The following is a 24,646-nucleotide window of genomic DNA, read 5'->3' as shown; positions in this document are numbered from 1 at the left end:
AGAAGGTTAGTGGCCGGGCCGCCCCCCGCCGGGAGGCCGAGGGCAGGGGGCCGGACGCGGGGGAGGGGCCGGGTCACCGGCCGTTAGACTCCGGTGGTGAGCGGAGACGGCCGGCTGAACCACGACCTCGACCCCCAGGACCGCGGACCCCAGGACGCCTGCGGGGTCTTCGGCGTCTGGGCTCCGGGTGAGGAGGTCGCCAAGCTCGCCTACTTCGGCCTCTACGCGTTGCAGCACCGCGGGCAGGAGTCCGCCGGCATCGCGGTCAGCAACGGCTCCCAGATCATGGTCTTCAAGGACATGGGCCTGGTCTCCCAGGTCTTCGACGAGACCACCCTGAACTCGCTGCGCGGCCACCTCGCGATCGGCCACGCGCGCTACTCCACCACCGGCGCCAGCGTGTGGAACAACGCGCAGCCCACCTTCCGGCCCACCGCGTCCGGTGGCCTCGCCCTCGGGCACAACGGCAACCTGACCAACACCGCGGAGCTGGAGCAGTGGCTGGCCGAGCGGGACCGGCTCGACGAGTCGCTGGTCCCGGGCGGCATCACGCACAGCTGGTCCCACCAGGGCACCCACGACTCCACCAACGACACGTCGCTGGTCACCGCGCTGATGGCGACCTACCCGGGGATGACCATCGAGCAGGCCGCCGCCGAGGTGCTGCCCCGGCTCAGGGGCGCCTTCAGCCTCGTGTTCATGGACGAGGAGACGCTCTACGCGGCCCGCGACCCGCAGGGCATCCGCCCGCTGGTCCTCGGCCGGCTCGAGCGGGGCTGGGTGGTGGCCAGCGAGACGGCGGCCCTCGACATCGTCGGCGCATCCTTCATCCGCGAGATCGAGCCGGGCGAGATGATCGCCGTCGACGCCGCCGGCCTGCGCAGCTCGCGCTTCGCGGAGGCGGCGCCCAAGGGCTGCCTCTTCGAGTTCGTCTACCTGGCGCGCCCGGACACGACCATCTCGGGCAAGCGGCTGCACTCCGTGCGGGTCGAGGTGGGCCGCACGCTCGCCAAGGAGTTCCCCGTCGACGCCGACCTGGTCATCCCGGTGCCGGAGTCGGGGACCCCGGCCGCCATCGGCTACGCCGAGCAGTCGGGCATCCCCTACGGGCAGGGTCTGGTCAAGAACTCCTACGTCGGCCGCACGTTCATCCAGCCCAGCCAGACGCTGCGCCAGCTCGGCATCCGGCTCAAGCTCAACCCGCTCCGCGACGTCATCGCCGGCAAGCGGCTGGTGGTCGTCGACGACTCGATCGTCCGCGGCAACACCCAGCGCGCCCTGGTCCGGATGCTCCGCGAGGCCGGCGCGCTGGAGATCCACGTCCGGATCTCGTCCCCGCCCGTCAAGTGGCCCTGCTTCTACGGCATCGACTTCGCGTCGCGGGCCGAGCTGATCGCCACCGGGCTCAACACCGACGAGATCTGCCGGTCCATCGGTGCCGACTCCCTCGGCTACGTCTCCCTCGAAGGGCTGGTCGACGCCACCGAGGTGGGCATGGACAACCTCTGCCGGGCCTGCTTCGACGGCGTCTACCCGGTCGAGCTGCCACTCAGCGAGCGGATGGGCCGGCCGTTGGCCGACGAGGGCACGCGGACCGACGTCGACGGCCTGCACAGCGCCGTCGCCGGTGTCGGGGCCGCCGACGCCCTCAGCCGCCCCTGACCGACCGGTCGCCCCAGGCCGCCCAGACCCGAGGAGCCAGATGACCGAGCAGTCCGCCTACGCCGCCGCCGGCGTCGACATCGAGGCCGGCGACCGCGCCGTCGAGCTGATGAAGGAGTGGGTCGGCAAGACCCGCCGGCCCGAGGTGCTCGGAGGGATCGGCGGGTTCGCCGGCCTGTTCGACGCCGGCCGGATCGCCGCCATGCGGCACCCGGTGCTGGCCACCTCCACCGACGGCATCGGCACCAAGGTGGCGGTCGCCCAGGCGATGGGCGTGCACGACACCATCGGCTTCGACCTCGTCGGCATGGTCGTGGACGACCTCGTCGTCTGCGGGGCCGAGCCGCTGTTCATGACCGACTACATCGCCTGCGGCCGGGTGGTCCCGGAGCGCATCGCGGCCATCGTCAAGGGCATCGCCGAGGCCTGTGCGGTGGCCGGCTGCGCGCTGCTGGGCGGGGAGACCGCCGAGCACCCGGGCCTGCTCGACCCCGACGAGTACGACGTCGCGGGTGCCGCCACCGGCGTGGTCGAGCGGGACCGGATCCTCGGCGCCGACCGGGTGCAGCCGGGCGACGTGGTGCTGGCGCTGGAGTCCTCCGGCCTGCACTCCAACGGCTACTCCCTGGTCCGGCACGTGCTGCTGGAGCAGGCCGGCTGGGCGCTGGACCGCGACGTGCCGGAGCTGGGCCGGACCCTGGGCGAGGAGCTGCTGGAGCCGACCCGGGTCTACGCCCGCGACTGCCTGGCCCTGGTCGACGCCGTCGAGGTGCACGCGATGAGCCACGTGACCGGTGGCGGGCTGGCCAACAACCTCGCCCGGGTGGTGCCGGCCGGGTGCTCGGTGCAGCTCGAGCGGGGGACGTGGGCGCTACCCCCGGTGTTCGGCCTCGTGCAGGAGGTCGGACGGGTGTCCCGGCCCGACCTGGAGGCGACCCTGAACCTCGGCGTCGGGATGGTGGCGGTGCTGCCGGAGGCCTCCGTCCGGCCGGCCGTCGCGCTGCTCGCCGAGCGTGGCCTGCGGGCGTGGGTGTGCGGTAGCGTCGGCCTCGCGGGCACCGGTGCCCCCGGTGCCGTCGACCTGGTCGGGGAGCACGCGGACGCCTGAGGACCGGGCGGGCCCCGCGCGGGAGCCCCTGTGCTTTGCGCCGTTGCCCCCATTGGGTAGCATCGGGCCCACGACATAATTCATCCTGAGCCGCGGCTGTGCCGCTGGCGGACAAAGGCGAGGGGGTCGACCCGACATGGGGCGCGGCCGTGCGAAGGCAAAGCAGACGAAGGTTGCCCGGGAGCTCAAGTACCGTGCGTTCGACACGGACTTCAGCTCGTTGGCAGCAGAGCTCCGGGGTCCGGAAGGTCACGAGGTGCCTCCTGCCTATGCCGACCTGGCCGAGCGGGACGGCGAAGAACCCGAGGCCTACGAGGACCTCCGCAAGTCCGGTTAGCGGCTCCACCCGCGGATGCCCGCGGGCCAGCCTGGCGGCATGAGCCAGGTGCCCGCGGAGCCGTCCGCTCCTCCTCCGCACACCCCGCCACCTGGCCAGCCCGATCCTCGGGCCGCGCCCGGTGGTCGGGTTGGTGGCGCGCCACCGTCCGGCCCTGCAGCCGCCTGGGGGCCGCAGGCTCCCGGTGGGCCGGGGTACCCGCCGTCGGCGGGTCGCCCACCCGTCGGCGCGCCGCTGAGCCCGAGTGACGAGAGCCGGTGGGCGCTGCTCGCGCACCTCTCGATCCCGTTCCTCGGGTTCGCGGGCCCGCTCGTGGTCCACCTGGTGTTCCAGGACCGGAGCCGTTGGCTGGGGGAGAGTGCCCTCGAAGGGCTCAACTTCTCCATCCTCTACACCCTCGTGATGAGCGCGAGCGCCCTCCTCACGGTGCTCCTGATCGGGTTCGCGCTGCTCCCGGTGGCCTTCATCGCCTCGCTCGTCCTCGCCGTCCTGGCGGCCGTGGCCGCGAGCCGGCACGAGCTCTACCGGTACCCGGTGAACGGGCGCCTGGTCCGCTGAGGCGCGACCGGGCCGTCGGTGCACGACGTGCGTCAGCCTCTCTGCCACCCTGGGACGCGTGAGGGCATGGCACCCGGACCTGCTGCCGGGCTACGAGAGCACCGACCTGCCGCTGCCGGGCGTGACGCCAGCACCGGGCGAGCCGGAGGAGACCGAGCTGGTGGCCACGCTGGTCCGCCGCGCCGGCGGCCCGCGGGGTGACCGGCGGCCCGCCGTGCTGTACCTGCACGGCTGGAACGACTACTTCTTCCAGACCCACCTGGCCGAGGCGTTCGCCGACCTCGGCTACGCCTTCCACGCGCTCGACCTGCGCCGCTACGGGCGCAGCCTGCGGCTCGGCCAGCTGCGGGGCTTCGTCACCGACCTCGCCGACTACTTCCTGGAGCTCGACGCCGCTGCGGCGGTCATCGCCGAGGACCACGACGGGCTGCTCGTGATGGGGCACTCCACCGGTGGCCTGATCAGCGCCCTCTGGACGGCGGCCCGGCCCGGGCGGGTCGACGCGCTCGTCCTCAACTCCCCCTGGCTGGACCTGCAGGGCTCCGCCCTGGTGCGGACGCTGGGCAGCCCGCTCGTCGAGGCCCTGGGCAGCCGCAACCCGACGTCGGTGCTGCGGCTGCCGCCGGACCTCGGCTACTACGCCCGGGTGCTGCACACCGAGCACGGCGGCGAGTGGGGCTACGACACCGACCTCAAGGCCAGCCCCAGCCCGCCGATCCGGGCCGGCTGGCTGCGGGCCGTGCTGGTCGGTCACCAGAAGGTCGCCGCGGGGCTCGGCATCGAGGTGCCCGTGCTGGTGCTCGCCTCCGCGGCCAGCGACTTCGGCCGGAAGTGGCACGAGGGGCTGCGCGGGGTGGACACGGTGCTCGACGTGGAGCAGATCGCGCTGCGGGCGGTCCGGCTGGGCGGCCACGTCACCCTGGTCCGGGTGCCGGAGGGCGTGCACGACCTGGTGCTGTCCCCGCCCGCGGTGCGCGCGGGGGTGCTGGCCACGACGGCCCGCTGGGTCCGCGCCTACGGCCCGGTGCCCAGCATCACAGGGAGCGGCGACCGGGCCCACTTGGGAGCAGGGCCCGACACTGATTGAATGGGCCTGTGACTGAGATGCCGCACGTCGTTGTCGTCGGAGCAGGATTCGCCGGGCTGTCCGCAACGGCTGAGCTGGCCAAGGAGGGTTTCCGGGTCACCCTCATCAACCGGCACCCCTACAACACCTTCCAGCCCCTGCTCTACCAGGTGGCGACGGGGGGCCTCAACGCCGGTGACGTGACGTACTCGCTGCGCTACTTCGCCGCCCGCCACGCCGGCGTCCGCTTCCGTCGCGCCGCCGTCACGGGCATCGACCACGACGCGAACGAGGTGCTCTGCGACGACGGCGTGCGCGTCGGGTACGACTACCTCTGCGTGGCGACCGGCATCACGACCAACCACTTCGGCATCCCCGGGGCGGCCGAGTACACGATGTCGATGTACACCCGTGCCGACGCCCTCAAGGTCCGCGACACCATCTTCGGGTCGATGGAGATCATCGCGGGCATGTCCAGCCCGAACACCGGGGCCTTCACCATCGTCGTCGTCGGCGGCGGCGCGACCGGCGTCGAGATGGCCGGTCAGCTGGCCGAGCTCAAGACCGAGGCGCTGCCCATGACCTACCCCGAGCTCAACCCGGCCCGGGTGCACGTGGTGCTGGTGGAGATGGGCGACGCTCTGCTCGCCCCCTTCGACGACACCCTGCGCCAGTACGCGCACAAGGAGCTGGTCAAGCGCGGGGTCGACGTCCGCCTCAAGACCGCGATCACCGAGGTGCACCCCGACCACGTGGACTTCAAGGACGGGACCACCCTCCCGGTCGACCTCGTCATCTGGGCCGCCGGCGTCTCCGGGAGCCCGGTGCTGCGCGACTGGGGCCTCCCGATCGGCCGCGGTGGGCGCATCGAGGTCAACTCCGACCTGCGGGTCATCGGGCACGAGAACGTGTTCGCGCTCGGCGACGTGAGCCTGACCGTGGACAACCCGCTCCCGCAGCTGGCGCAGCCGGCCATCCAGACCGGCAAGTTCGCCGCCGACCAGATCGCCCGCCTGCACCGGGGCCTGGAGACGGAGGACTTCAAGTACCACAACAAGGGCACGATGGCCACGATCGGCCGCGGCGACGCCGTGCTGCAGATCCCCCAAGGTCTCAAGCTCAAGGGGGTCGTCGCCTGGCTGGGCTGGATCTTCCTGCACATCGTCTACCTGCTGGGCAACCGCAACCGGGCGCAGACGCTGCTCAACCTGTTCTCGCGCTACCTGCTGCCCAGCCGGTCCAGCGCCATCGTCGGCGACGTCATGGAGACGCCGAAGCTCAAGGCGATCCGCAAGTAGGTCGTCGCCCCCTCAGCAGGATCCGGGTCGTCCTCGCCCGTCGGTCAGCCGACGAGGTGGAGGGCGGCCCGTTCTGCTGCTGCCCCGTAGGTCGCGCCGTGGCTGACCGCGTGCACCAGCAGGGGGTGCAGCTGGTGCAACGGGACGAGGTCGCGCCAGCCGGCGTCCAGGCCGGCGGCCGCCGCGTACGCGTCCAGCACGGCGGGCAGCTCCGGCACACCGAACAGGTCCAGCATCGCGACGTCGGTGAGGCCGTGGCCGCCGTGCGCGGCCGGGTCGACCAGCACCACGCCGGCGGCGGTGGGGAGGACGTTGCCCGCCCAGAGGTCGCCGTGCACCCGCGCCGGCGGACGGCCGTCGTCGAAGTCCCCGGCGGCCAGCCGCTCGGCGACCCGCTCCACGGCTCGCAGCCCGGCCGCCGACAGGTTCCCGCGCGCGGCAGCGGCGCGGGCGAAGGGCAGCACCCGCTGCTCCGCGTAGAAGCGTCCCCACGTCGGCGTCGGCTCCATGGCCATCCGCTGGCGGCCGATCCAGCCCTGCTCGGGCCGTCCCGGCGGCGGGGACCCGAACGCCTCGGCCCCGGCAGCGTGGGTGCGGGCGAGCGCCTCACCGAAGGCGCGCGCCGCCGCCCGGGTCATCGCGACGGGATGCAGCCGCTCCAGCACGAGGCGGTCGGTGTGCAGGGCGTGCACCCCGACCACGCGCGCGGCCCCGGGACCGGCGTCGGCCAGCCAGGCCAGACCGGCGGCCTCGGCCGCGAAGAACCCGGGGTCGGCGCCGTCGGCGTGCTTGGTGAAGAGCCCGGCGGACGACCGCGCGGTCACACCGGCAGCTTGCCGCGCACCATCGAGTCACCCGAGTGGCGGAAGTCCTGGTCCCCGGCGGGCTCCTGGGAGACGTCGACCAGCCGGAACTGCTGCAGGTCCACCGACGGGGCGATGGGGAACCGGCCCCGGCCGTCCTGGAGGTAGCCCATGGCGATCATCGGCTCCGCCGTGGGCGTGGACATCCACACCTCGCGGGGCCCGCTGGCCGGCTCCGGTGAGGTCACCGTGACCACCAGCGTGCGGTTGCCGTCGCGGTCCTCCTCGACGACGGCCTGGCCCGACGAACCGGGCCAGCCCGGCAGGGCGTTCAGGGAGACGGTCGCCACCTCACGCGTCGCGCCGGGACCCACCCGGTCGAGGTTGGTCCCCAGCCCGACGCCCACGGCCAGGGCCAGCGCGGCGGCCAGCACGAAGGCGGCCACCCGGACGCGCCGGCGCTCGGCGGGCCGGTCGTCCCCGGGCTGCGCCGCCGGGCCGGGCGGATCGGCCGGCGGGGCGGTCGGCCCGGACGCCGCGACGGCCTCGTGCAGGTGCAGCTCGCGGCTGATCTGCTGCCAGACCTCGGGGCGAGGGGCGACCAGCGTCGCCTCACCGGCCCGGCGCGCGCTGCCCGCCGCGGCGGTGAAGGCGGCCAGCTCGGCGCGGCAGTCGGGGCAGCCGGCGACGTGCACCAGGTCCTCGTCGTCCGCGACGTCCTCGCCGAGGGCCAGGAGGGCGAGGAGGTCAGGACTCGTGTGCATGGCTGTAGACCTCCATCCGGCGTCGGAGCTTGATCAGGCTGCGGCGGATGTGGCTCTTCACCGTGCCCGGTGGCAGCTGCATCCGCTCGGCGATCTGCGCGTGGGTCAGGTCCTCGTAGAACGCCATCCTCAGCACCTTCTGGGGGACCGCGTCGAGCTTGGCGATCTCGTCGGCGATGATCAGCCGTTCGGCGATGTCGAGGGTGTCGGGCGCCAGCGGCAGGTTGGACCCGACCTCGTTCTGGATCTTGCGCTGCTTGGCGCGGGCGGCGTGGGTGTCGGCCACCTTGTTGCGGGTGATGCCCATCAGCCAGGCGGAGATGCTGGCGCGCTCGGCCTTGTAGGTGTGCCGGCCGGTCCAGGCGGCGACGAAGACCTTCTGCACCACGTCCTCGGCCTCGGTCACGTCGCCGAGGGAGCGCAGGGCGACGGTGAAGACGAGGGCGGAGAACCGCCGGTAGAGCTTCTCGAGGGCCCGCTCGTCGCCCGCGACGAACGCCTCGACGACCAGGCTCAGGTCGTCGTCCGGCGTCACGGTCACGACCGCTGGTTCCCTCCGTGGTCTGAGCACCTCACCAGCCCCCGTGGCCGGTGGCCGTCACTCTAATCGACCGGGTGCCCGGACACCGAACCCGTCGGGGGCGCAGCACCGCACCGACGCGCCCGGCGGGCACGGCAGGCCGGAGCGTCGCCCCTCTGCTCACCGGTGGTGTCCTCTCGTCGTGCACGCCGCGCGGTCGGACCACGGGTGGTCCCCGACGCCGTACGGGAGGATTCGGAGCCCGTCGACGCTTTGGATGCACGGCCCGGGGGGACGAGGGTCTGGGCTACGCCGTCCGGCCCGAGGAGCGGGTCCGGGTGGCGCGCTGCCACGCCGGGCGGGGGGAGAAGGTGGCCAGGGCCGGGTTCGAACCGGCGACCTTTCACTTTTCAGGCGAACGCTGCTACCAGCTGAGCTACCTGGCCGAGCCCGGCAGCCGGCGGGGGACTGCTCCCGCACCGGCTGACGAACACAGAAGCGGTGAGCCTCCGGATGGAGACATCACCGCTCTCGCGACCCCGACGGGACTCGAACCCGCGACCTCCGCCGTGACAGGGCGGCGCGCTAACCAACTGCGCTACGGGGCCTTGCTGGGCCCTACTCGCTGCACCCTCACCGGGTGCCCGCGAAACTATAGCCTAGGTGACCGGGTGCCTGGAAATCGTGCCGACCGGGCCCGGGCGCCCCTCTCCGGGGTCGGTCCTCGGCCCGAATCGTGACCTTTCCGTGCGCCGACCGCGACCTCGACCGCCCGCTCCGGACGCTACGTTCCGTGCGTGCATCGTCGGGCGCCGCCCGCCGAGCCAGGGGCGGCAGGGCCGCCGAGGACGCGAGGAGTCCGGATGCAGGGTGCAGGACGACGTCGGTGGCAGGTCAGGTCGGCCGGAGCCGGGTTGGCGGTCGCCCTGGTGGCCGGGGTGCTGGCCACCCCCGCCGCCGCCGAGGGACCGGTCGTCCGGCCGGCCGCGGCGGACCCGTGCCCGGCCGTCGTGCCGGTGGCGGAGGTGACCCCCGGCCTCGTCGGCGAGGGGCTGACCGTCGTCCGGGGCACCACCCCCAAGCCGTTCGCCGTGGAGGTCCTGGGCGTGCTGCCCGACGGCATCGGCGCCGGGAAGGACATGATCGTCGTCGAGGTCTCCGACCTGGCCGGCGGGCACGTCGTCGACCAGGGCGGTGGCGGGATCTGGGCCGGCATGTCCGGCTCGCCGGTCTACGTCGGCGGCCGGCTGCTGGGCTCGGTCTCCTACGGCTTCACCAGCGCCAACTCCCCGATCGGCGGTGTCACGCCGGCGGCCGACATGCTCGACCTGCTCGACCTCGGCCGGCCCGCCGTCCGCGCGGCGGCCGCCGTCCGGGAACCCCGTCAGGTGGCCCTGCCCAGCGGTCTCCGGCGGCAGGTCGACGCCCGTGCCGCGGCGGCCGTCCCCCGCGGCGGGCTCCAGCGGCTGCCCGTGCCGCTCTCGCTGAGCGGCCTCGGCCCCGCACGGGTGGCCCGCTTCCAGGCCGGGGCGGACGCCGCCGGCCTCTCCGTCCTCGCGCACGCCGGGTCCGGTCGGGCGGCGCCCGCCGCGTCGAGCCCGCTAGCCGTCCCGGTCCCCGGCGGCAACTTCACCAGCGTGCTCTCCTACGGCGACGTGACGGTGGCGGGCACGGGCACCACCACCGCCGTCTGCGGCGGCCAGGCGCTGGCCTTCGGGCACCCGTACGCCCTGGCCGGCGCCGTCTCCTACGGCGCCAGCACCGGCAGCTCGCTGGCCATCATCCGCGACGACACCTTCGGGGCCTTCAAGCTCGCGACCGTGGGCGACCCCGTCGGCACCGTGGACCAGGACCGGACCTCCGGTCTGCGGGCCCGGCTCGGGGTGCTGCCCATGACGGTCCCCGTCACCACGACGGTCCGGAACTCGACCACGGGAGCGGCCCGCACCGGGACGACGCGGGTGAGCGCTCGGGACCTGCTGCCCGAGGTCGCCGCCTACGCCGCGCTGGCCAACTACGACAACGTCGTCGACGAGATCGGGGACGGCCGCGCGAGCAGCCGCTGGGTGATCACCGGCACCCGTGCGGGCGGCACGAGCTTCACCGTCAGCCGGACCAACGCGTGGGCCTCGCGCGACGACATCGCCGCCGAGCCCGCGTTCGACCTGGCCGCCGCGCTCGACGCGCTGGTGGACCAGGACGACGAGGCGGTGACCATCCGCAGCGTCGCGCTGGAGTCCAACGTGACCGGGGACTTCCGGCAGTACCGGGTCGGGAAGACCGAGGTGGCCGTCGGCAAGGGGGCCTACAAGGTCCGGGCGGCCGTCACGGTGAAGGCGGGCGACACGATCAAGGTGCGGACCACTCTCAAGGCGTTCCGGAGCAGCACCGTGCGCCGGGTGGTCAGCATCGTCAAGGTGCCGGCGAAGACGCAGGGCAAGAGCGGCCTGCTGCTGGTCGCCGGTGGTCAGGCGACCCTCCTGCCCGGCGAGGACGAGGGCGAGGGCGAGGGCTGCTTCCTCGACCCGACGGCGTGCGACGAGGGGCTCGCCGACGACCTGGACGCGGTCATCAAGGGGATCGTCTCCGCCCCGCACAACGACGACCTGCAGATCAGCCTGCTGCTCGGCTCGGAGGACGACGAGGACGTCCGCACGGTCAAGGACCTCCGGGTCCGGCAGCGCTACACGGTCACCGGCGCCGCCTCCGTGGGGGTGCAGGTCCGCCGCTGAGCGGCCGGTCCGCCGCGGCTCGGCACGTCGCCCCCGTCGCTCCCCGACGCTCCCGCCCGGGCGGGGGCGGCCGGGAGCGGCGGGGGCGACCGGCTGCCCGGGCCGGAGGGCGACCGGCAAATCCTTGTTACTTTCTGTAACAATGGCTCAGCGGCGGACGACGGTCGTCCGTCGGCCGACCAGGAGGACCTCATGCCGCACGTGCGCATCGACATGCACCGCGAGCTCGCGCCCAAGATGAGCCAGATCAGCGACGCCGTCCACGCCGGACTGGTGTCCGGGCTGGACATGACGCCCGAGGACCTGTTCCAGGTGTTCCGGCTGCACGACCAGGGCGAGCTGGTCTACTCGCGGACGTTCCCCGACGCCGACCGCACCGACATCGTCTTCATCGAGGTCCTGGCCTCCCCGGGCTACACCGACGAGCAGAAGCAGCGCGGCCTGGCCGCCGTCGCCGACGAGGTCGCGAAGGTCGGGATCAAGAAGGACAACCTGCTCCTGGTCCTGGTCGAGACGGCTCCGGGTGCTGCCTGGCACGCGCCCGCCCGGGAGGCCTGAGCGCCGTCGACGGGCCGAGGTCCGCGGGCCGGTCGTGCCGCGGGGACGGGCGCTGGACCCGGGCGCGCCCACCGCGGCCCGCGGGGCGGTGATCGACAGGTCGCCGCCCCCGACCGGTTCCCTCCGCGGCTCCGGACGGCCAGGATGGGCGCACGGTCCGCTGTCCCGTCGCACCCGAGGAGCCCCATGAAGATCGTCGTCGGCTACACCCCCACCCGCGAGGGCCAGGCGGCCCTCGACCACGCGAAGGCGACCGCGCTGGCCCTCGGCGGCTCGCTCGTCGTCGTCAACACGGGCAAGGACGGCAACTACGCCTCCCCGCTGTTCGCCAGCCAGCCCGACCTCGATGCGCTGCACGCCGAGCTCGAGCAGGCGGGGGTCGAGCACGAGGTCCGGCAGCCGGTCGACGGGCGGCCGGCCGCCGAGGCGATCCTCGCCACGGTCGCCGAGGTCGGGGCGGACCTGCTGGTGATCGGGCTCCGCCGCCGCTCCCCGGTCGGCAAGCTGATCTTCGGCAGCACCGCCCAGCAGCTGCTGCTCGACGCCGGCTGCCCGGTGACGGCGGTCAAGCCCGCGGCGCAGTGACGCGTCCGTCCCCTGAGCGTGCTCAGGGGACGGGGTGCGGCCCTCCGGGCGTGGGGTCGGGGGGCAGCAGAGCCACCGGCACGGGCACCAGTCGGGAGCGCAGGAACTCACCGAGCGCCTTGGCCTGCGGGTCGGGCCGGGTGGAGGACGCGACGCCCTCCCCGAGCAGGCCGACCACGACGAAGTTGAGCGCGCGCAGGTTCGGCAGCCGGTAGCGCCGCACCTCGAGCCCGTCGGCCTCGGGCAGCAGGGCCCGCAGCCGCTCGACGGTGAGGAAGCCCTCCAGCCAGGCGTACCCGCCGTCGGTCCGCGTCCAGAAGCCGACGTTCGCGTTGCCGCCCTTGTCCCCGGACCGGGCCCCGGCCACCAGGCCCAGCGGCACCACCGCCGTCGGACCCCCGGGCGCCACGGCCGTCGCCAGGGGAGGGGCCGGGGGCGCGGGCGGCCGGGCGGCCGCCACCGGGTCGCCGGGTTCCGCGGGCACGAGCACCGCGGAGCCGTCGGGCAGGACGACCCGGGCGGGGACCACCGCGGCGGGGACGAGGGTCGGCCAGTAGACCCCGTACGCGCTCTCCCGGGTGGGCGGGGTGGTGGTGTGGAAGCCGGGGTAGCTGGCCAGCGTCAGCTCCAGGACGGTGCTGGAGAAACGCCGGCCCACCTTCGCGGGATCGCGGTCCTTGACCGTCACCACGAGGTGCGCCGTGGCCTCGGCCTGGGTCCGCGCGTCCGGGTGGTCGGACCGGAGCAGCCGGACGTCGACCGCGTCGACGCTGTCCCGGCCGCCGAGCAGGTCGAACAGCAGCTGCTCCGCGGCCGCCGCCTTCGCCTCGAGGTCGAGACCGGTGAGCACCATCGTCATCGTGTTGCGGTAGCCGCCGGTGTAGTTGAGCGCCACCTTGACCTGGCCGGTCGGCGGCGTGCCCCGGGCCCCGGCGACGCGGACCCGGTCCGGCCCGGCCTGCTGGACGTCCAGGGTGTCGAACCAGGTGGTGACGTCCGGCCCGGCGTAGGCGGGCTCGGCGGTCTCGTACAGCAGCTGGGCCGTGACGGTGCCCACCGACACCAGTCCGCCGGTCCCCGGGTGCTTCGTGATCACCGCGGTGCCGTCGGCGGCCACCTCGGCGATCGGGAAGCCGGGGTAGCGGCGGTCGGTGACCTCGCGGAAGAAGGCGTAGTTGCCGCCGGTGGCCTGGGCGCCGCACTCGACGACGTGGCCGGCCGCCACGGCGCCGGCCAGCGGGTCGAGGTCGGCGGGCGTCCAGCCGTGCCACCACGCAGCCGGCCCGACGACCAGGGAGGCGTCGGTGACCCGGCCCGTCACCACGACGTCGGCGCCGGCGGCGAGCGCGGTGACGATCGGCCAGCCGCCGAGGTAGGCGTTCGCGGTCACCGGGGTGACGCCGGCCGCGGCGAGCGGCTGCCCGGTGTCGAGGTGGGCCAGCGGCTGCCCGGCCGCGAGCAGCCCCGGCAGGGCGTCGACCAGGTCGTCCCCGTCGACGTGGGCGACCGCGACGTCGAGCCCCAACCGGGCGGCGAGCGCCCGGATCTCCCGGGCGAGCCCGCCGGGGTTCAGCCCGCCCGCGTTGCTGACGATCTTGGTCCCGCGGTCCAGGCAGGTGCCGAGGACGGTCTCCAGCTGGGTCAGGAAGGTCGAGGCGTAGCCGGCGTCGGGATCCTTCAGGCGCGCCTTGTGCAGCAGGTAGAGGGTGAGCTCGGCCAGGTAGTCGCCGGTCAGGACGTCGAGGTCGCCGCCCTCCACCATCTCCTGCGCGGCGGCGAGCCGGTCGCCGTAGAAGCCGGAGGCGTTGCCGATCCGCACCGGACGCCGCGGCGCGCTCCCGCCCGGCCCGCCCGTGGCGGTCATCGTCCGCTCCACCGGGGTGGCCGGTGCTCGGCGAAGGCCCGCGGGCCCTCCTGCGCGTCGGCCGAGCGGTAGACGGGGGCGAAGATCCGCTCGGCCTCGGCGAAGGCCTGGTCCGGCGGCAGCCCCCGGGTGGTGAGGACCATCTGCTTGGCGGCGCGCACCGAGAGCGGCGCGTTGGCCGCGATCCGCTCGGCGCACGCCTGCACCCGCTCCTGCAGCTGCGCGGCCTCCACCACCTCGCTCACCAGCCCGAGGGCGTGCGCCCGGGCCGCCGTGATGGGCTCCCCCGTCAGCAGCAGCTGCAGCGCGGCCTTCGGCGGGATGAGCGACGCCAGGGGTGCGGCCCAGGGGGCGCCGCGGCCCACCGCCGCCTCGGGGACCGCGAACCGGGCGTGCTCGGCGGCGAAGACCAGGTCGCAGCTCTGCACCAGCAGGAAGCCGCCGGCGTAGGCCAGCCCGTTGACCGCGGCGATGATCGGCTTGGCGCTGCCGGCGTTGCGGCCGAACTGGGGCAGGAAGTCCGGGGGTGGCACGGTCAGCCCCTCGGCGGCCATCTCCTTGAGGTCGGCGCCGGCGCTGAAGGCGACGTCCCCGGCTCCCGTCAGCACCATGACCGCCGCCCCGGGGTCGGCGTCGAAGCGGGCGGTGGCGGCGAAGAGCCCCGCGCGGACCGCCCGGTCGAGGGCGTTGCGCGCCTCCGGCCGGTCGATGGTCACCCAGGCCACCGGCCCCCGGTGCTCGTAGCGGACGACCTGGGCGCTCACTCCGCACCGCCCGTCGGCCCGCCGAGCACGGCCAGCGGCTGCCCGACCTCGACCTGGTCACCGGTGCGGACCAGCAGGGAGGTGAGCACCCCGTCGTGGGGTGCGCGCACCACGTGCTCCATCTTCATCGCCTCCAGGACGAGCAGGGGCTGGCCGAGCGCCACCGGCTCGCCCGGTGCGGCCTCGGTGCGGACGACCAGGCCGGGCAGGGGCGCGGCCAGCGACCCGGCCGGGCCCGCCGCCTCGGGTTCGGGCAGCAGGTCGACCACCCGGAGGTCGAGGGAGCCGGCGCTGGAGCTGACGTCGAGGTGGTCGCCCTCCACCGCGACGTGCCAGCTCCGCCGCACTCCGTCCCGCTCCAGCGTCACCCGGTGGCCGCCGTCCTCGCCGACGACGCCCACCCGGGCGGCCGGGCCGAGCGGTTGGTCGCCCAGCCGCACCCGGACCGTGTCGCCGACCACCTGGTAGCCCACGTCGAGCACGCCGCCGTCGGACCAGGCCAGCCGGACGACCGGGTCGGCGGAGGTGACGTTGCGCCAGCCCGCCGTGACGCTGCGCTGCACCGCGGCGGCGGCGCGCCGGACGGCGCGGAGGGCGACGACGGCCGCGGTGACCGCGTCGGCGCGGGCGGCGGGGTCGGGCACCAGCAGGGCCGCCGGCGGGTGCCGCTCGAGGTAGCCGGTGTCGGTGCCTCCGGCCAGGAACTCCGGCTCGCCGAGCACGGCGACGAGCAGGTCGCGGTTGGTGCCGACGCCGTGCAGGCGTGCGGCCCGCAGGGCGCCGGCCAGCACGGCGGCCGCCTCACCCCGGGTGGGTGCGTGCGCGACGACCTTGGCCAGCAGGGCGTCGTAGTGCGGGCCGACCACCTGCCCGGCCGCCACGCCGGCGTCGACCCGGACCGGTCCGGGCACGGCGAAGGCCCGCAGCCGACCGGTGGTGGGCCGGTAGCCGGCGACCGGGTCCTCGGCGTAGAGGCGCACCTCGACGGCGTGCCCCGACAGCCGCGCCGTCCGGGCCTCGGCCGGCAGCGGCTCGCCCTGGGCCACCAGCAGCTGCAGCCGCACGAGGTCCAGCCCCGTGACCAGCTCGGTGACCGGGTGCTCCACCTGCAGCCGGGTGTTGACCTCGAGGAAGTGGAAGTCGCCGCCGGCGTCCAGGACGAACTCGACGGTGCCCGCGCCGACGTAGCCCAGCGCCCGGCCGGCGGTGGTCGCCGCGGCGCTCAGCCGCTCACGGAGCTCGGGCGTCACGGCCGGGGACGGCGCTTCCTCCACGACCTTCTGGAACCGGCGCTGCACCGAGCACTCCCGCTCGAACAGGGAGACGACCGTGCCCGCCGCGTCCCCGAAGATCTGGACCTCGACGTGCCGCGGGTCGCGCAGGTAGCGCTCGAGGAAGACGGTGTCGTCGCCGAACGCCGCCGCGGCCTCCCGCCGGGCGGCGGCGACCGCGCCGGCCAGGTCCGCCGGCCCGGGGACGACGCGCATCCCGCGGCCGCCGCCGCCGGCGGAGGCCTTGACCAGCAGCGGGTAGCCGACGCAGCGGCCGAGTGCGGCGATGTCGGCGTCGTCGGTCACCGTCGCGCCGGGCAGCACCGGCACCCCGGCCGCCGCCATCCTCGCCTTCGCCTCCACCTTCGAGCCCATCGCGGCCACGACGTCGGCCGAGGGCCCGACGAACACCAGGCCGGCGTCGGCGACCTGGCGGACGAAGTCGGCGTTCTCGGACAGGAAGCCGTAGCCGGGGTGGACCGCGTCCGCGCCCGTGCGGAGCGCCGCCCGGACCAGCAGGTCGCCGCGCAGATAGGTGTCGGCGGCGGCGACGCCGGGCAGCCGGACGGCGAGGTCGGCCTGGCCGACGTGCGGGGCGTCCACGTCGGCGTCGGAGAACACGGCGACGGTCCGCATCCCCAGGGCCTGGGCGGTGCGCAGCACCCGGCAGGCGATCTCGCCGCGGTTGGCCACCAGCAGGGTGCGGATCGGCGTCCGGGACGGAGCCGCAGGGGGCGTCGTCACATCCGGAACACGCCGAAGCCGCGGCGGCCGGTGACGGGGGCGGAGTGGGTGGCCGACAGCGCGACGCCCAGCGCGTCCCGGGTGTCGCGGGGGTCGAGGACGCCGTCGTCGTAGACCCGGCCCGACATCGCGAAGGCGCGGGACTCGGCGTCGATCTGCTCCTCGACGGCGCGGCGGCGGCCGTCGTCGGCCTGCTCGTCGAACGGCCGGCCGCGGGCCTCGGCGGAGGCGCGGGCGACGAGCGAGAGCACCCCGGCGAGCTGGGTCGCGCCCATCACCGCCTGCCGCATGCCGGGCCAGCTGAAGGTGAAGCGGGGGTCCAGCGCCCGGCCGGCCATGCCGTAGTTCCCGGCCCCGAAGGAGGCGGCCATGGTGACGGTGAGGTGCGGCACGGTGCTGTTGGCGACCGCGTTGATCATCTTGGCGCCGTCCTTGATGATCCCGGCCTGCTCGTAGCGGGTGCCGACCATGTAGCCGGTGGTGTTCGCCAGGAAGAGCAGCGGGGTGTCGCTCTGGTTGGCGAGCAGGATGAACTCGGTCGCCTTCTCGGCCTCCTCGCCGAAGAGCACGCCGCGGTGGTTGGCGAGGACCCCGACGTCGTAGCCGTGCAGGGTGGCCCAGCCGGTGACCAGCGAGGTGCCGTACAGCGGCTTGTACTCGTCCAGGTCGGAGTCGTCGACCAGCCGGGCCAGCACCTCCCGGGGGTCGAAGGGCACGCGGTGGTCGGCGGAGACCACGCCGAGGATCTCCTCGGCCGGGTAGCGCGGCGGCCGGGGGGCCGCCCTCGGCTCGGGACCGGCCTTGCGCCAGTGCCACCGCGCGACGACGGCCCGGCCCAGCCGGAGGGCGTCCCGCTCGTCGACCGCGAGCTGGTCGGCCAGCCCTGAGACCCGCGCGTGCATGGCGGCTCCGCCCAGCTGCTCGGCGTCGGCGTCCTCCCCGGTCGCCATCTTCACCAGCGGAGGGCCGCCGAGGAACACCTGGGCCTGCTGGTCCACCAGGACGGCGTGGTCGCACATCGCCGGCACGTAGGCCCCGCCGGCGGTGGCCCCGCCGAAGACGAGGGCGACACTCGGCACGCCGGCGGCTGACAGGGCAGTGAGCTCGGCGAAGACCCGGCCGAAGGGGATGAACAGCTCGGCCTGGCTGGCCAGGTCGGCACCGCCCGACTCCACCAGGTAGACGACCGGGAGCCGGTTGACCCGGGCGATCTCCAGCGCCCGCAGGTTCTTGCGCAGCGTCCAGGGGTTCATCGTCCCGCCCCGGACGGTCGGGTCGTGGGCGATGACGACGCACTCGGTGCCGCTCACCACGCCGATGCCGGTGACGATCCCCGCGCCGGTGGCGGACCCCGTGCCCCAGCCGGCCAGGGTGGAGAGCTCGAGGAACGCCGTGTCGGGGTCCAGCAGCAGCTCGACCCGCTCGCGGGCCAGCAGCCGCCCACGGGCCCGGTGCCGCGTCACGTACGTCTCCCCGCCGCCCCCCACCGCCTTCGCCGACGCGGCCCGCAGCGCGTCCACCTGCGCCAGCAGCGCGGCCCGGTTCCGGGCGTACTCCGCGCCGGACGTGTCCAGCCGGCTGGTCAGCACGGTCACCGGGTGACGTCCGCGCCGAGGTGCATGGCGAGCCTCTCCGTCGAGGTCGGGGCCGGCGCACGACCGGGCCACCGGTGGCTCCACCCTCAGCCACGCCGTCACGGCCGTCAAGAGCGGCGCGGCGCTACAGTTCCCACGGGTGCGACGGGGCACCGCCGGCCCGCTGCCGGTGCTGGTGTCCGGCCGTCCCGGGGCCGAGGCGAGAGGCAGGTGCGGGATGGACTTCGCGGTCGTCGACGAGCACACCGAGCTGCGGCGGGCGGTGGCCGAGATCGCCGCCGACTTCGGCGGCGCCTACTACGCCCGCAAGGCCGAGGCGCGCGAGTTCCCCACCGAGCTGTGGCAGACGCTGGGCCGCCACGGGTACCTGGGGGCCAGCATCCCCGAGGCCTACGGCGGTGGCGGCGGCGGCCTCGCCGAGCTGGCGATCGTCTGCGAGGAGTCCGCCGCGCAGGGCTGCCCGCTGCTGCTCATGATCGTCAACACCGCCATCGCCGCGGAGATGATCACCCGCCACGGCACGGAGGAGCAGCGCTCGCGGTGGCTGCCCGGCCTGGCGGCGGGGACGACGAGGATCGCGTTCGCGATCACCGAGCCCGACGCGGGTTCCAACACCCACCGGTTGGCCACCACGGCCGTGGCCGACGGCGACGGGTACCGGCTGGACGGCCAGAAGTACTACATCTCCGGCGTCGACGAGGCGGACGCGGTCCTCGTCGTGGCCCGGACCGGGACCGACGAGCACACCGGCGAGGCGGCCCTGTCGCTGTTCGTCGTCGACACCGACGCCCCCGGGCTGGTCGCCCAGCCGCTGCCGGTCGCGGTGGCCCTGCCCGAGCGCCAGTTCACGCTGTTCCTCGACGGCGTCCGGGTGGGGCGCGACCGGCTGGTCGGCACGGAGGGGGCCGGCTTCCGCCAGGTCTTCGCCGGGCTCAACCCGGAGCGGGTCACGGGAGCGGCGCTAGCCGTGGGGATCGGCCGCTACGCCCTCGCCCGGGCCAGCCGCTACGTGGGCGAGCGGACGGTCTGGGGCACACCCGTCGGCGCGCACCAGGGCGTCGCCCACCCGCTGGCGCAGGCGAAGATCGAGATCGAGCTCGCCGCGCTGATGACCGCGAAGGCCGCGTGGCTGCACGACCAGGGCCAGCCCGCCGGGGAGGCCGCGAACATGGCCAAGTACGCGGCGGCGGAGGCGGCGCTGGCGGCGCTGGACGCCGCCATCCAGGCCCACGGCGGCAACGGCGTCTCCACCGAGTACGGGCTCATCCCGCTGTGGGGGCTGGCGCGGCTGCTGCGGATCGCCCCGGTCAGCCGCGAGATGATCTTGAACTACGTGGCCCAGCACTCCCTGGGGCTGCCGCGCTCGTACTGATGACCATGAGCCGCTCGTCCGGCTGATGATGGCTGCCCGGTGAGGTCGGGCCGATCATGATCATCCGTGTCCGGCGCCGGCTCCCGAGACGTAGCCCTCCAGCTGGTCGCGCTCGAACTCGAGCTCGGAGATCTGGGACTTCACCAGGTCGCCGATGCTCACGATGCCGACCAGCCGGTCCTGCTCGTCGACCACCGGCACGTGCCGGACCCGCCGCTCGGTCATGGTCTCCATCACCGAGCGGACGCTGTCGTGGGGGGTGCTGCGGTGCACGTCGGCGCTCATCACGCTGCGGACGGGCTGGTCGAGCACGTCGGCGCCGTCGGCCAGCTGCCGGATGACGTCGCGCTCGGACACGATCCCGGCGATGGTCCGGCCGTCGGTGGAGACCACGACCGCCCCCAGGTTGTGCGCGCGCAGCAGCGCGACCAGCGCACGGACGGGGGCGTCCGGGCCGATGTGCACGACGTCGGCGCCCTTCGCGCCGAGGATGTCCGAGATCCGCATGTCCGCCTCCTGGGCGCACCGTAGCGCCCAGGGCCGGACCTGGACAGTGCGAGAACGCGGGGGGTCGTCCGGGACCGCTCCGCCATGCCGTCGAGCGCCCTAGGATCGGCCGCATGGGTGGTGCCCCGCCGCCGGAGGCTGCCGGCGGAGCCAGCGACGACGCGGCCGGCCGCGCTCGCTGGGCGGCCGCCTACGCGGCGGCCCACGCCGCCGGGGGCGTGCGGGACGACGACGCCACCACGCTCTCCGGCACGGAGGTGGACCCGGTCTACGGCCCGCCGGAGGACGCCGTCGACCCGCGGCTGGGGCGGATCGGCTGGCCGGGTGAGTTCCCCTTCACCCGCGGCCCGCACGCGACCGGCTACCGCGGCCGACCGTGGACCATCCGCCAGTTCGCCGGCTTCGGGGACGCCCGGCAGACCAACGAGCGCTACCGCGCCCTCCTGGCCGGTGGGGGCGGCGGGCTGAGCGTCGCCTTCGACCTCCCGACGCTGATGGGGCTGGACTCCGACGACCCGCGCGCGCTCGGGGAGGTCGGGCACTGCGGGGTCGCGGTGGACTCCGCGGAGGACATGGACCGGCTGTTCGCGGGGATCGACCTCGGCGCGGTGACGACGTCGATGACGATCTCGGGCCCGGCCGTCCCGGTGTTCTGCCTGTACCTCGTCGCCGCCGAGCGGCAGGGCGTCGACGTGGCCGGCCTGGACGGCACCCTGCAGACCGACATCTTCAAGGAGTACATCGCCCAGAAGGAGTGGCTCTTCGCCCCCGGACCGCACCTGCGGCTGATCGGCGACCTGATGGAGTTCTGCACCTCGACCATCCCCGCCTACAAGCCGCTGAGCGTGTCCGGCTACCACATCCGGGAGGCCGGCTCGACGGCTGCGCAGGAGCTGGCCTACACGCTCGCCGACGGGTTCGGCTACGTGGAGCTGGGGTTGTCGCGCGGGCTCGACGTCGACCGCTTCGCGCCGGGCCTCAGCTTCTTCTTCGACGCCCACATCGACTTCTTCGAGGAGATCGCGAAGTTCCGGGCCGCCCGCCGGATCTGGGCACGCTGGCTGCGGGACCGGTACGGGGCGACGACGGCCCGCGCCCAGCGGCTGCGGTTCCACGCCCAGACGGCCGGGGTCTCGCTGACCGCGCAGCAGCCCTACAACAACGTGACGCGGACGGCGCTGGAGGCGCTGTCGGCCGTGCTGGGCGGGACCAGCTCGCTGCACACCAACGCCCTCGACGAGACGCTCGCCCTCCCGACGGCGGAGTCCGCCGAGATCGCGCTGCGCACCCAGCAGGTGATCGCGGAGGAGACCGGGGTGACCCACGTGGCCGACCCGCTCGGCGGCTCGTGGTACGTCGAGGCGCTGACCGACCGGTTGGAGGCCGAGGCGGAGCGGGTCTTCGCGGCGATCCTGGAGCGCGGGGAGCGCGCCGTGCCCGGCGGCCGGCACCCGGTCGGGCCGATGACCTCTGGGCTGCTGCAGGGCATCGAGGACGGCTGGTTCACCAGCGAGATCGCCGCCTCGGCCTACCGCTACCAGCAGCAGCTCGAGGGCGGCCAGAAGCGGGTGGTCGGGGTGAACAGCCACGTCGACTCCGTCACCGCGGTGCCGCAGACCCTGCGGATCGGGCCGGAGGTGGAGACCGAGCAGCGACGGCAGCTGGCCGAGCGCCGGGCGCGGCGGGACCAGCCGCGGGTCGACGCCGCCCTGACGGGGCTGCTCGTCGCCGCGCGCGGCGACGGCAACCTGGTGCCACCGCTGCTGGAGGCCGCCCGGGCCGAGGCGACGCTGGGTGAGATGTGCGGCGTGCTGGTCCGGGAGTGGGGCGCCTACGCGGAGCCTCCGGGGTTCTGAGCCGTCCACCCGGGACTGGCCGTACCTCGCCCGCCGGCGGCGCGGCCGCGGTTGAATGGCCCGGTAGGAGGTGGACGGTGGAGCACCCGGACATCGGCGGGCTGGAGGGGTGGCGGCTGCTCGCCCACGGTCGGAGCGCCGCGGTCTGGGAGGCGCGGCAGCCGGCCCTGGACCGTCGGGTGGCGGTCAAGGTCTGCACCGGCCCCGTGGACGAGACCGTGCAGCAGGCGTTCCTGCGGCTGACGGCGCGGGCCGCCCGGCTGGCGTGGCACCCCGGCGTGGTCACCGTGCACGACGCCGGCGTGCTGCCCGGTGGACGGCCCTACGTCGTCGAGGACCTCGTCACCGGGGGAGCGCTGGCCCGCTGGCTGGAGCTCCCCGAGCGGTGCGGGCAGGAGCGGGTCCGCCGGCTGGGGGCGGTGGTCGCCGACGCGCTCGCCACCGCGCACGCCGCCGGGGTGGTGCACGGCCGCGTCAGCCCCGGCAACATCCTCCTCGACGAGCACGACGACCCGGTGCTGGTCGACTTCGGTGCGGCGGTGGTGCACGCGGCCGGGCGCGACGGGCGGTCGTCGGCCGAGCCGGGGTACGCGGCACCCGAGGCCAGGCGCGGGGCGGGAGCGGCCGGCGACGTCTACGGCCTCGCCGCCACCCTGTACGCGCTGCTGACCGGGCAGCCGCCCCCGCAGAGCGTCGGTCCGCGCCGCGCAGCGCGGTCGTCGGGCCGGGTGGCCGTCCCGCCGCTCTGGGACGTGCAGCCCGCCCTCCGGGCGTCGCTGGTGGCCGCGCTGGACGGTGATCCGGCGGCCCGGCCGAGTGCGCTCGAGCTGCGCGACCGCCTGCGGGGGCGGTCGGAGCCGGTGGGGTCGGCGGTCGACTCGTCGGCCGCCCCGGCCCGCTCCCGGCGTCGAGCGGGGGTGCTGGTCGGGTCCGTGGCGCTGGTCCTGGTCACCACGGGTGGGGCCTGGCTGCTCGGGGGCCCCGCGTCCTCGGGCCCGCCGGCGACCCGGGCGACCTCACCGGCCCCAGACCCGGCGGCCGGGGCCCCGCAGGGCGGTCTTGCGTCGACGCCCGCGGGCGTGCGGCTCGCGCTGCTGCCGCCGGCCGGACCGGCCGAGCCCTTCAAGGCCGTGCAGCTCCGCGGGACCCACAGCGGTGGGACGGGCAGCACCTTCCTGCGGGTCCAGCGCTGGGAGCGCGGCACCTGGCGCGCCTTCCCGCTGCCCACCCGGGCCGACGGCACCGGGTGGTTCACCACCTACGTGGAGCTCGGGCAGCCCGGCCGGTACCGGCTCCGGGTCCTCGACCCCGAGGCGGGCGTCGCCTCCGAGCCCGTCCTGCTCGTCGTGGGCCAGGCCTGAGCCGACGAGCGCCTAGGGCCGGGGCCCGCGCGTCGCCGACAGCCGGGCGAAGACGACGACGTTGTCGAGGTAGCGGTGCCGGGCGGCGTCGTAGGTGCCACCGCAGGTGATCAGCCGCAGCCCGGCGTGGTCGATGGGGCCGTAGACGGCGTCCGTCGGGAACTGGGACTTGGCGAACTGGGCGACCCGGGTCACCGTGAACTCGGCCGTCCTGCCGTCGTCACGGGTGACGAGCACGGCGTCGCCCCGGCGCAGAGCGGCCAGCCGGTGGAAGACCGCGGGGGCGCCGTCCCAGGTCACGTGCCCCGCGATGACCGCGGGCCCCAGCGCACCGGGCGCGGCGCCGCGGGCGAACCAGCCGGCCCGCCCCGGGTCCTGCGGCACCTCCAGGGCGCCGTCGGCGTCGAGGCCCAGGTCGACCAGCGGGGAACGGAGGTCGAGGTCCGGGATCGTCAGGGAGGCCGGCTCGGAGTCCGGCAGCACCGGACCGCTGATCCGGTCCCCGACCTCGCGTGCAGGGGTGCTGGGGGCGGGACGTCGGACGGTCCCCGGCGAAGGGCCGGGCGTCGACGGCGGGGTGGCGACGGGTGGGGCGAGGACCGTGGGTGGGGGGGCCGGGGTCCCGGCGAGGCCGGCGCCCAGGAGCACCACCCCCACCAGCGCGAGTGCGGCCGCCGCGAGGACCCGCGCCACGCGGACGTCGCGGGGACGGAGCGGGCTACGCCGGGTCGTCACCAGCAGCCGGGCCACGCGGGGGACGTCGCCAGCGCCGCGGGAGCAGCAGCGCGGCGGCGGCCAGCAGGAGGGCGGTGCCCGAGGCGGCGAGCGGCGGTTCGGCCGTCGCGACCGGGGTCCCGCCCGTCTCGACGCCGGCGTGGGCCGGGTGGGCGGCGCCGGCCCCCACCACCACGCCGCAGCTGGCCGGGTCGGTGGCCTCCTCCGGCACCCCCTCCGCCCCCAGGCTCTGGGCGAAGGTCGAGACGCCGAGGGCTTCCACGTCGAAGCGGCCGTTGTCGTTGACGTCGATGCCGTGCTGGACGACGTGCAGCGAGGACAGGTGCTCCACCAGCCCCTCGGGCAGCACGTCGGCCGGGAAGGTCCGGTCGTAGTCGACGCGGCCGTCCCGGTCGGCCACCGGCATCCGGCGGGTGTCGAGCCCGTCCTCGGGCGCGGCCCCGCCCCGCGTGGTCAGCGGCAGGAAGATGGTGCCGTACTCACCACTCGCCTCCTCGTTCGTGAGGACGCCGTCCCCGTCCTGGTCGTCCTCCTCCACCGTGGCGCAGGCGAAGTGCGCCCCGCTGGTGTTGCCGTGGACGTGCTG

General features: G+C 75.0%; 22 protein-coding genes and 2 tRNA genes. 12 read left to right on the top strand and 12 right to left on the bottom strand.

What is annotated here, in order from left to right; all coding sequences use genetic code 11:
• The first annotated feature begins 93 nt into the window (after window positions 1-93).
• From purF to BLT72_RS19735, 6 genes are all read left to right on the top strand, one after another.
• Window positions 94-1,662 carry an amidophosphoribosyltransferase gene (gene purF / locus BLT72_RS19760; RefSeq protein WP_091415201.1) on the top strand — a complete coding sequence of 523 codons (1,569 nt, stop codon included), beginning with the start codon at window positions 94-96 and terminating at the stop codon, window positions 1,660-1,662.
• A 40-nt stretch (window positions 1,663-1,702) separates the two neighbouring features.
• Complete coding sequence (gene purM, locus BLT72_RS19755) at window positions 1,703-2,770, top strand: phosphoribosylformylglycinamidine cyclo-ligase (protein ID WP_091415196.1); 1,068 nt, start codon at window positions 1,703-1,705, stop codon at window positions 2,768-2,770.
• A 136-nt stretch (window positions 2,771-2,906) separates the two neighbouring features.
• Window positions 2,907-3,107, top strand: coding sequence for a DUF3073 domain-containing protein (locus BLT72_RS19750; RefSeq protein ID WP_197677113.1), 201 nt, complete (start codon window positions 2,907-2,909; stop codon window positions 3,105-3,107).
• 15 nt (window positions 3,108-3,122) lie between these two features.
• Window positions 3,123-3,665: a magnetosome magnetite crystal formation protein family gene (locus tag BLT72_RS23390; protein ID WP_091415188.1), complete on the top strand. Its 543-nt coding sequence runs from the start codon at window positions 3,123-3,125 to the stop codon at window positions 3,663-3,665.
• Between the two features lie 58 nt (window positions 3,666-3,723).
• Window positions 3,724-4,752, top strand: a complete 1,029-nt coding sequence (locus BLT72_RS19740) for an alpha/beta hydrolase (protein ID WP_231930179.1) — start codon at window positions 3,724-3,726, stop codon at window positions 4,750-4,752.
• 17 nt (window positions 4,753-4,769) lie between these two features.
• Window positions 4,770-6,029 carry an NAD(P)/FAD-dependent oxidoreductase gene (locus BLT72_RS19735; RefSeq protein WP_231930691.1) on the top strand — a complete coding sequence of 420 codons (1,260 nt, stop codon included), beginning with the start codon at window positions 4,770-4,772 and terminating at the stop codon, window positions 6,027-6,029.
• A 44-nt stretch (window positions 6,030-6,073) separates the two neighbouring features.
• Here BLT72_RS19735 and BLT72_RS19730 read toward each other — a convergent pair whose 3' ends face one another.
• The 5 genes from BLT72_RS19730 to BLT72_RS19710 form a co-directional block, all read right to left on the bottom strand.
• Complete coding sequence (locus BLT72_RS19730; RefSeq protein ID WP_091415177.1) at window positions 6,074-6,853, bottom strand: fructosamine kinase family protein; 780 nt, start codon at window positions 6,851-6,853, stop codon at window positions 6,074-6,076.
• Window positions 6,850-7,596 carry an anti-sigma factor gene (locus BLT72_RS19725; RefSeq protein WP_091415174.1) on the bottom strand — a complete coding sequence of 249 codons (747 nt, stop codon included), beginning with the start codon at window positions 7,594-7,596 and terminating at the stop codon, window positions 6,850-6,852. The genes BLT72_RS19730 and BLT72_RS19725 overlap by 4 nt, the downstream gene beginning before the upstream one ends.
• Window positions 7,580-8,137 (bottom strand): RNA polymerase sigma factor, encoded by a 558-nt coding sequence (locus tag BLT72_RS19720; RefSeq protein ID WP_091415170.1) that lies wholly within the window; start codon window positions 8,135-8,137, stop codon window positions 7,580-7,582. The genes BLT72_RS19725 and BLT72_RS19720 overlap by 17 nt, the downstream gene beginning before the upstream one ends.
• Window positions 8,138-8,488: 351 nt before the next feature.
• Window positions 8,489-8,562: transfer RNA gene (locus tag BLT72_RS19715), tRNA-Phe, on the bottom strand.
• 88 nt (window positions 8,563-8,650) lie between these two features.
• Window positions 8,651-8,724 (bottom strand) — tRNA-Asp (locus BLT72_RS19710).
• A gap of 255 nt (window positions 8,725-8,979) precedes the next feature.
• On the opposite strand from BLT72_RS19710, the gene BLT72_RS19705 reads away from it, so the two are divergent.
• The 3 genes from BLT72_RS19705 to BLT72_RS19695 all read left to right on the top strand — a co-directional run bounded on the left by BLT72_RS19705 (window position 8,980) and on the right by BLT72_RS19695 (window position 11,991).
• Window positions 8,980-10,848, top strand: coding sequence for a SpoIVB peptidase S55 domain-containing protein (locus tag BLT72_RS19705; RefSeq protein WP_157720581.1), 1,869 nt, complete (start codon window positions 8,980-8,982; stop codon window positions 10,846-10,848).
• A 192-nt stretch (window positions 10,849-11,040) separates the two neighbouring features.
• Complete coding sequence (locus BLT72_RS19700) at window positions 11,041-11,406, top strand: tautomerase family protein (protein ID WP_091415163.1); 366 nt, start codon at window positions 11,041-11,043, stop codon at window positions 11,404-11,406.
• A gap of 186 nt (window positions 11,407-11,592) precedes the next feature.
• On the top strand, window positions 11,593-11,991 hold the full coding sequence (locus tag BLT72_RS19695) for a universal stress protein (RefSeq protein WP_091415160.1): 399 nt from the start codon (window positions 11,593-11,595) through the stop codon (window positions 11,989-11,991).
• 22 nt (window positions 11,992-12,013) lie between these two features.
• On the opposite strand, the gene BLT72_RS19690 is transcribed toward BLT72_RS19695, so the two are convergent.
• The 4 genes from BLT72_RS19690 to BLT72_RS19675 are packed head-to-tail and all read right to left on the bottom strand — an operon-like array spanning window position 12,014 to window position 18,229.
• On the bottom strand, window positions 12,014-13,855 hold the full coding sequence (locus BLT72_RS19690; protein ID WP_091415156.1) for an acyclic terpene utilization AtuA family protein: 1,842 nt from the start codon (window positions 13,853-13,855) through the stop codon (window positions 12,014-12,016).
• Window positions 13,852-14,619 (bottom strand): enoyl-CoA hydratase-related protein, encoded by a 768-nt coding sequence (locus tag BLT72_RS19685; RefSeq protein ID WP_091415152.1) that lies wholly within the window; start codon window positions 14,617-14,619, stop codon window positions 13,852-13,854. Before BLT72_RS19685 ends, BLT72_RS19690 begins: the two co-directional genes overlap by 4 nt.
• Window positions 14,616-16,634, bottom strand: a complete 2,019-nt coding sequence (locus BLT72_RS19680; protein ID WP_231930178.1) for an ATP-binding protein — start codon at window positions 16,632-16,634, stop codon at window positions 14,616-14,618. Before BLT72_RS19680 ends, BLT72_RS19685 begins: the two co-directional genes overlap by 4 nt.
• Window positions 16,631-18,229 (bottom strand): acyl-CoA carboxylase subunit beta, encoded by a 1,599-nt coding sequence (locus tag BLT72_RS19675; protein WP_091415149.1) that lies wholly within the window; start codon window positions 18,227-18,229, stop codon window positions 16,631-16,633. Before BLT72_RS19675 ends, BLT72_RS19680 begins: the two co-directional genes overlap by 4 nt.
• A 217-nt stretch (window positions 18,230-18,446) precedes the next feature.
• Between BLT72_RS19675 and BLT72_RS19670 the strand changes: the two genes are divergently transcribed.
• Window positions 18,447-19,601 carry an acyl-CoA dehydrogenase family protein gene (locus tag BLT72_RS19670; protein ID WP_091415146.1) on the top strand — a complete coding sequence of 385 codons (1,155 nt, stop codon included), beginning with the start codon at window positions 18,447-18,449 and terminating at the stop codon, window positions 19,599-19,601.
• A gap of 60 nt (window positions 19,602-19,661) precedes the next feature.
• On the opposite strand, the gene BLT72_RS19665 is transcribed toward BLT72_RS19670, so the two are convergent.
• On the bottom strand, window positions 19,662-20,108 hold the full coding sequence (locus BLT72_RS19665) for a CBS domain-containing protein (RefSeq protein ID WP_091415143.1): 447 nt from the start codon (window positions 20,106-20,108) through the stop codon (window positions 19,662-19,664).
• Between the two features lie 113 nt (window positions 20,109-20,221).
• On the opposite strand from BLT72_RS19665, the gene icmA reads away from it, so the two are divergent.
• Window positions 20,222-21,964 carry a coenzyme B12-dependent isobutyryl-CoA mutase large subunit gene (gene icmA, locus BLT72_RS19660; RefSeq protein WP_091415139.1) on the top strand — a complete coding sequence of 581 codons (1,743 nt, stop codon included), beginning with the start codon at window positions 20,222-20,224 and terminating at the stop codon, window positions 21,962-21,964.
• A gap of 77 nt (window positions 21,965-22,041) precedes the next feature.
• The gene (locus tag BLT72_RS19655; protein ID WP_172826126.1) at window positions 22,042-23,325 is read left to right on the top strand and encodes a serine/threonine-protein kinase; all 1,284 of its coding nucleotides are present in this window, start codon (window positions 22,042-22,044) and stop codon (window positions 23,323-23,325) included.
• Window positions 23,326-23,337: 12 nt separating this feature from the next.
• Here BLT72_RS19655 and BLT72_RS19650 read toward each other — a convergent pair whose 3' ends face one another.
• Both BLT72_RS19650 and BLT72_RS19645 read right to left on the bottom strand, forming a co-directional pair.
• Complete coding sequence (locus BLT72_RS19650; RefSeq protein WP_197677112.1) at window positions 23,338-24,075, bottom strand: class F sortase; 738 nt, start codon at window positions 24,073-24,075, stop codon at window positions 23,338-23,340.
• Entirely contained in the window at window positions 24,044-24,598 is a 555-nt protein-coding gene (locus tag BLT72_RS19645; RefSeq protein ID WP_091415132.1) for a hypothetical protein, read from the bottom strand. The genes BLT72_RS19650 and BLT72_RS19645 overlap by 32 nt, the downstream gene beginning before the upstream one ends.
• Window positions 24,599-24,646 lie beyond the last annotated feature (48 nt).

Origin of the sequence: Friedmanniella luteola, from assembly GCF_900105065.1 — a bacterium.
Lineage (GTDB): Bacteria > Actinomycetota > Actinomycetes > Propionibacteriales > Propionibacteriaceae > Microlunatus > Microlunatus luteolus.
Note: the sequence above shows the minus strand (reverse complement) of the source record. Positions and strands in the feature narration are given on the sequence as shown.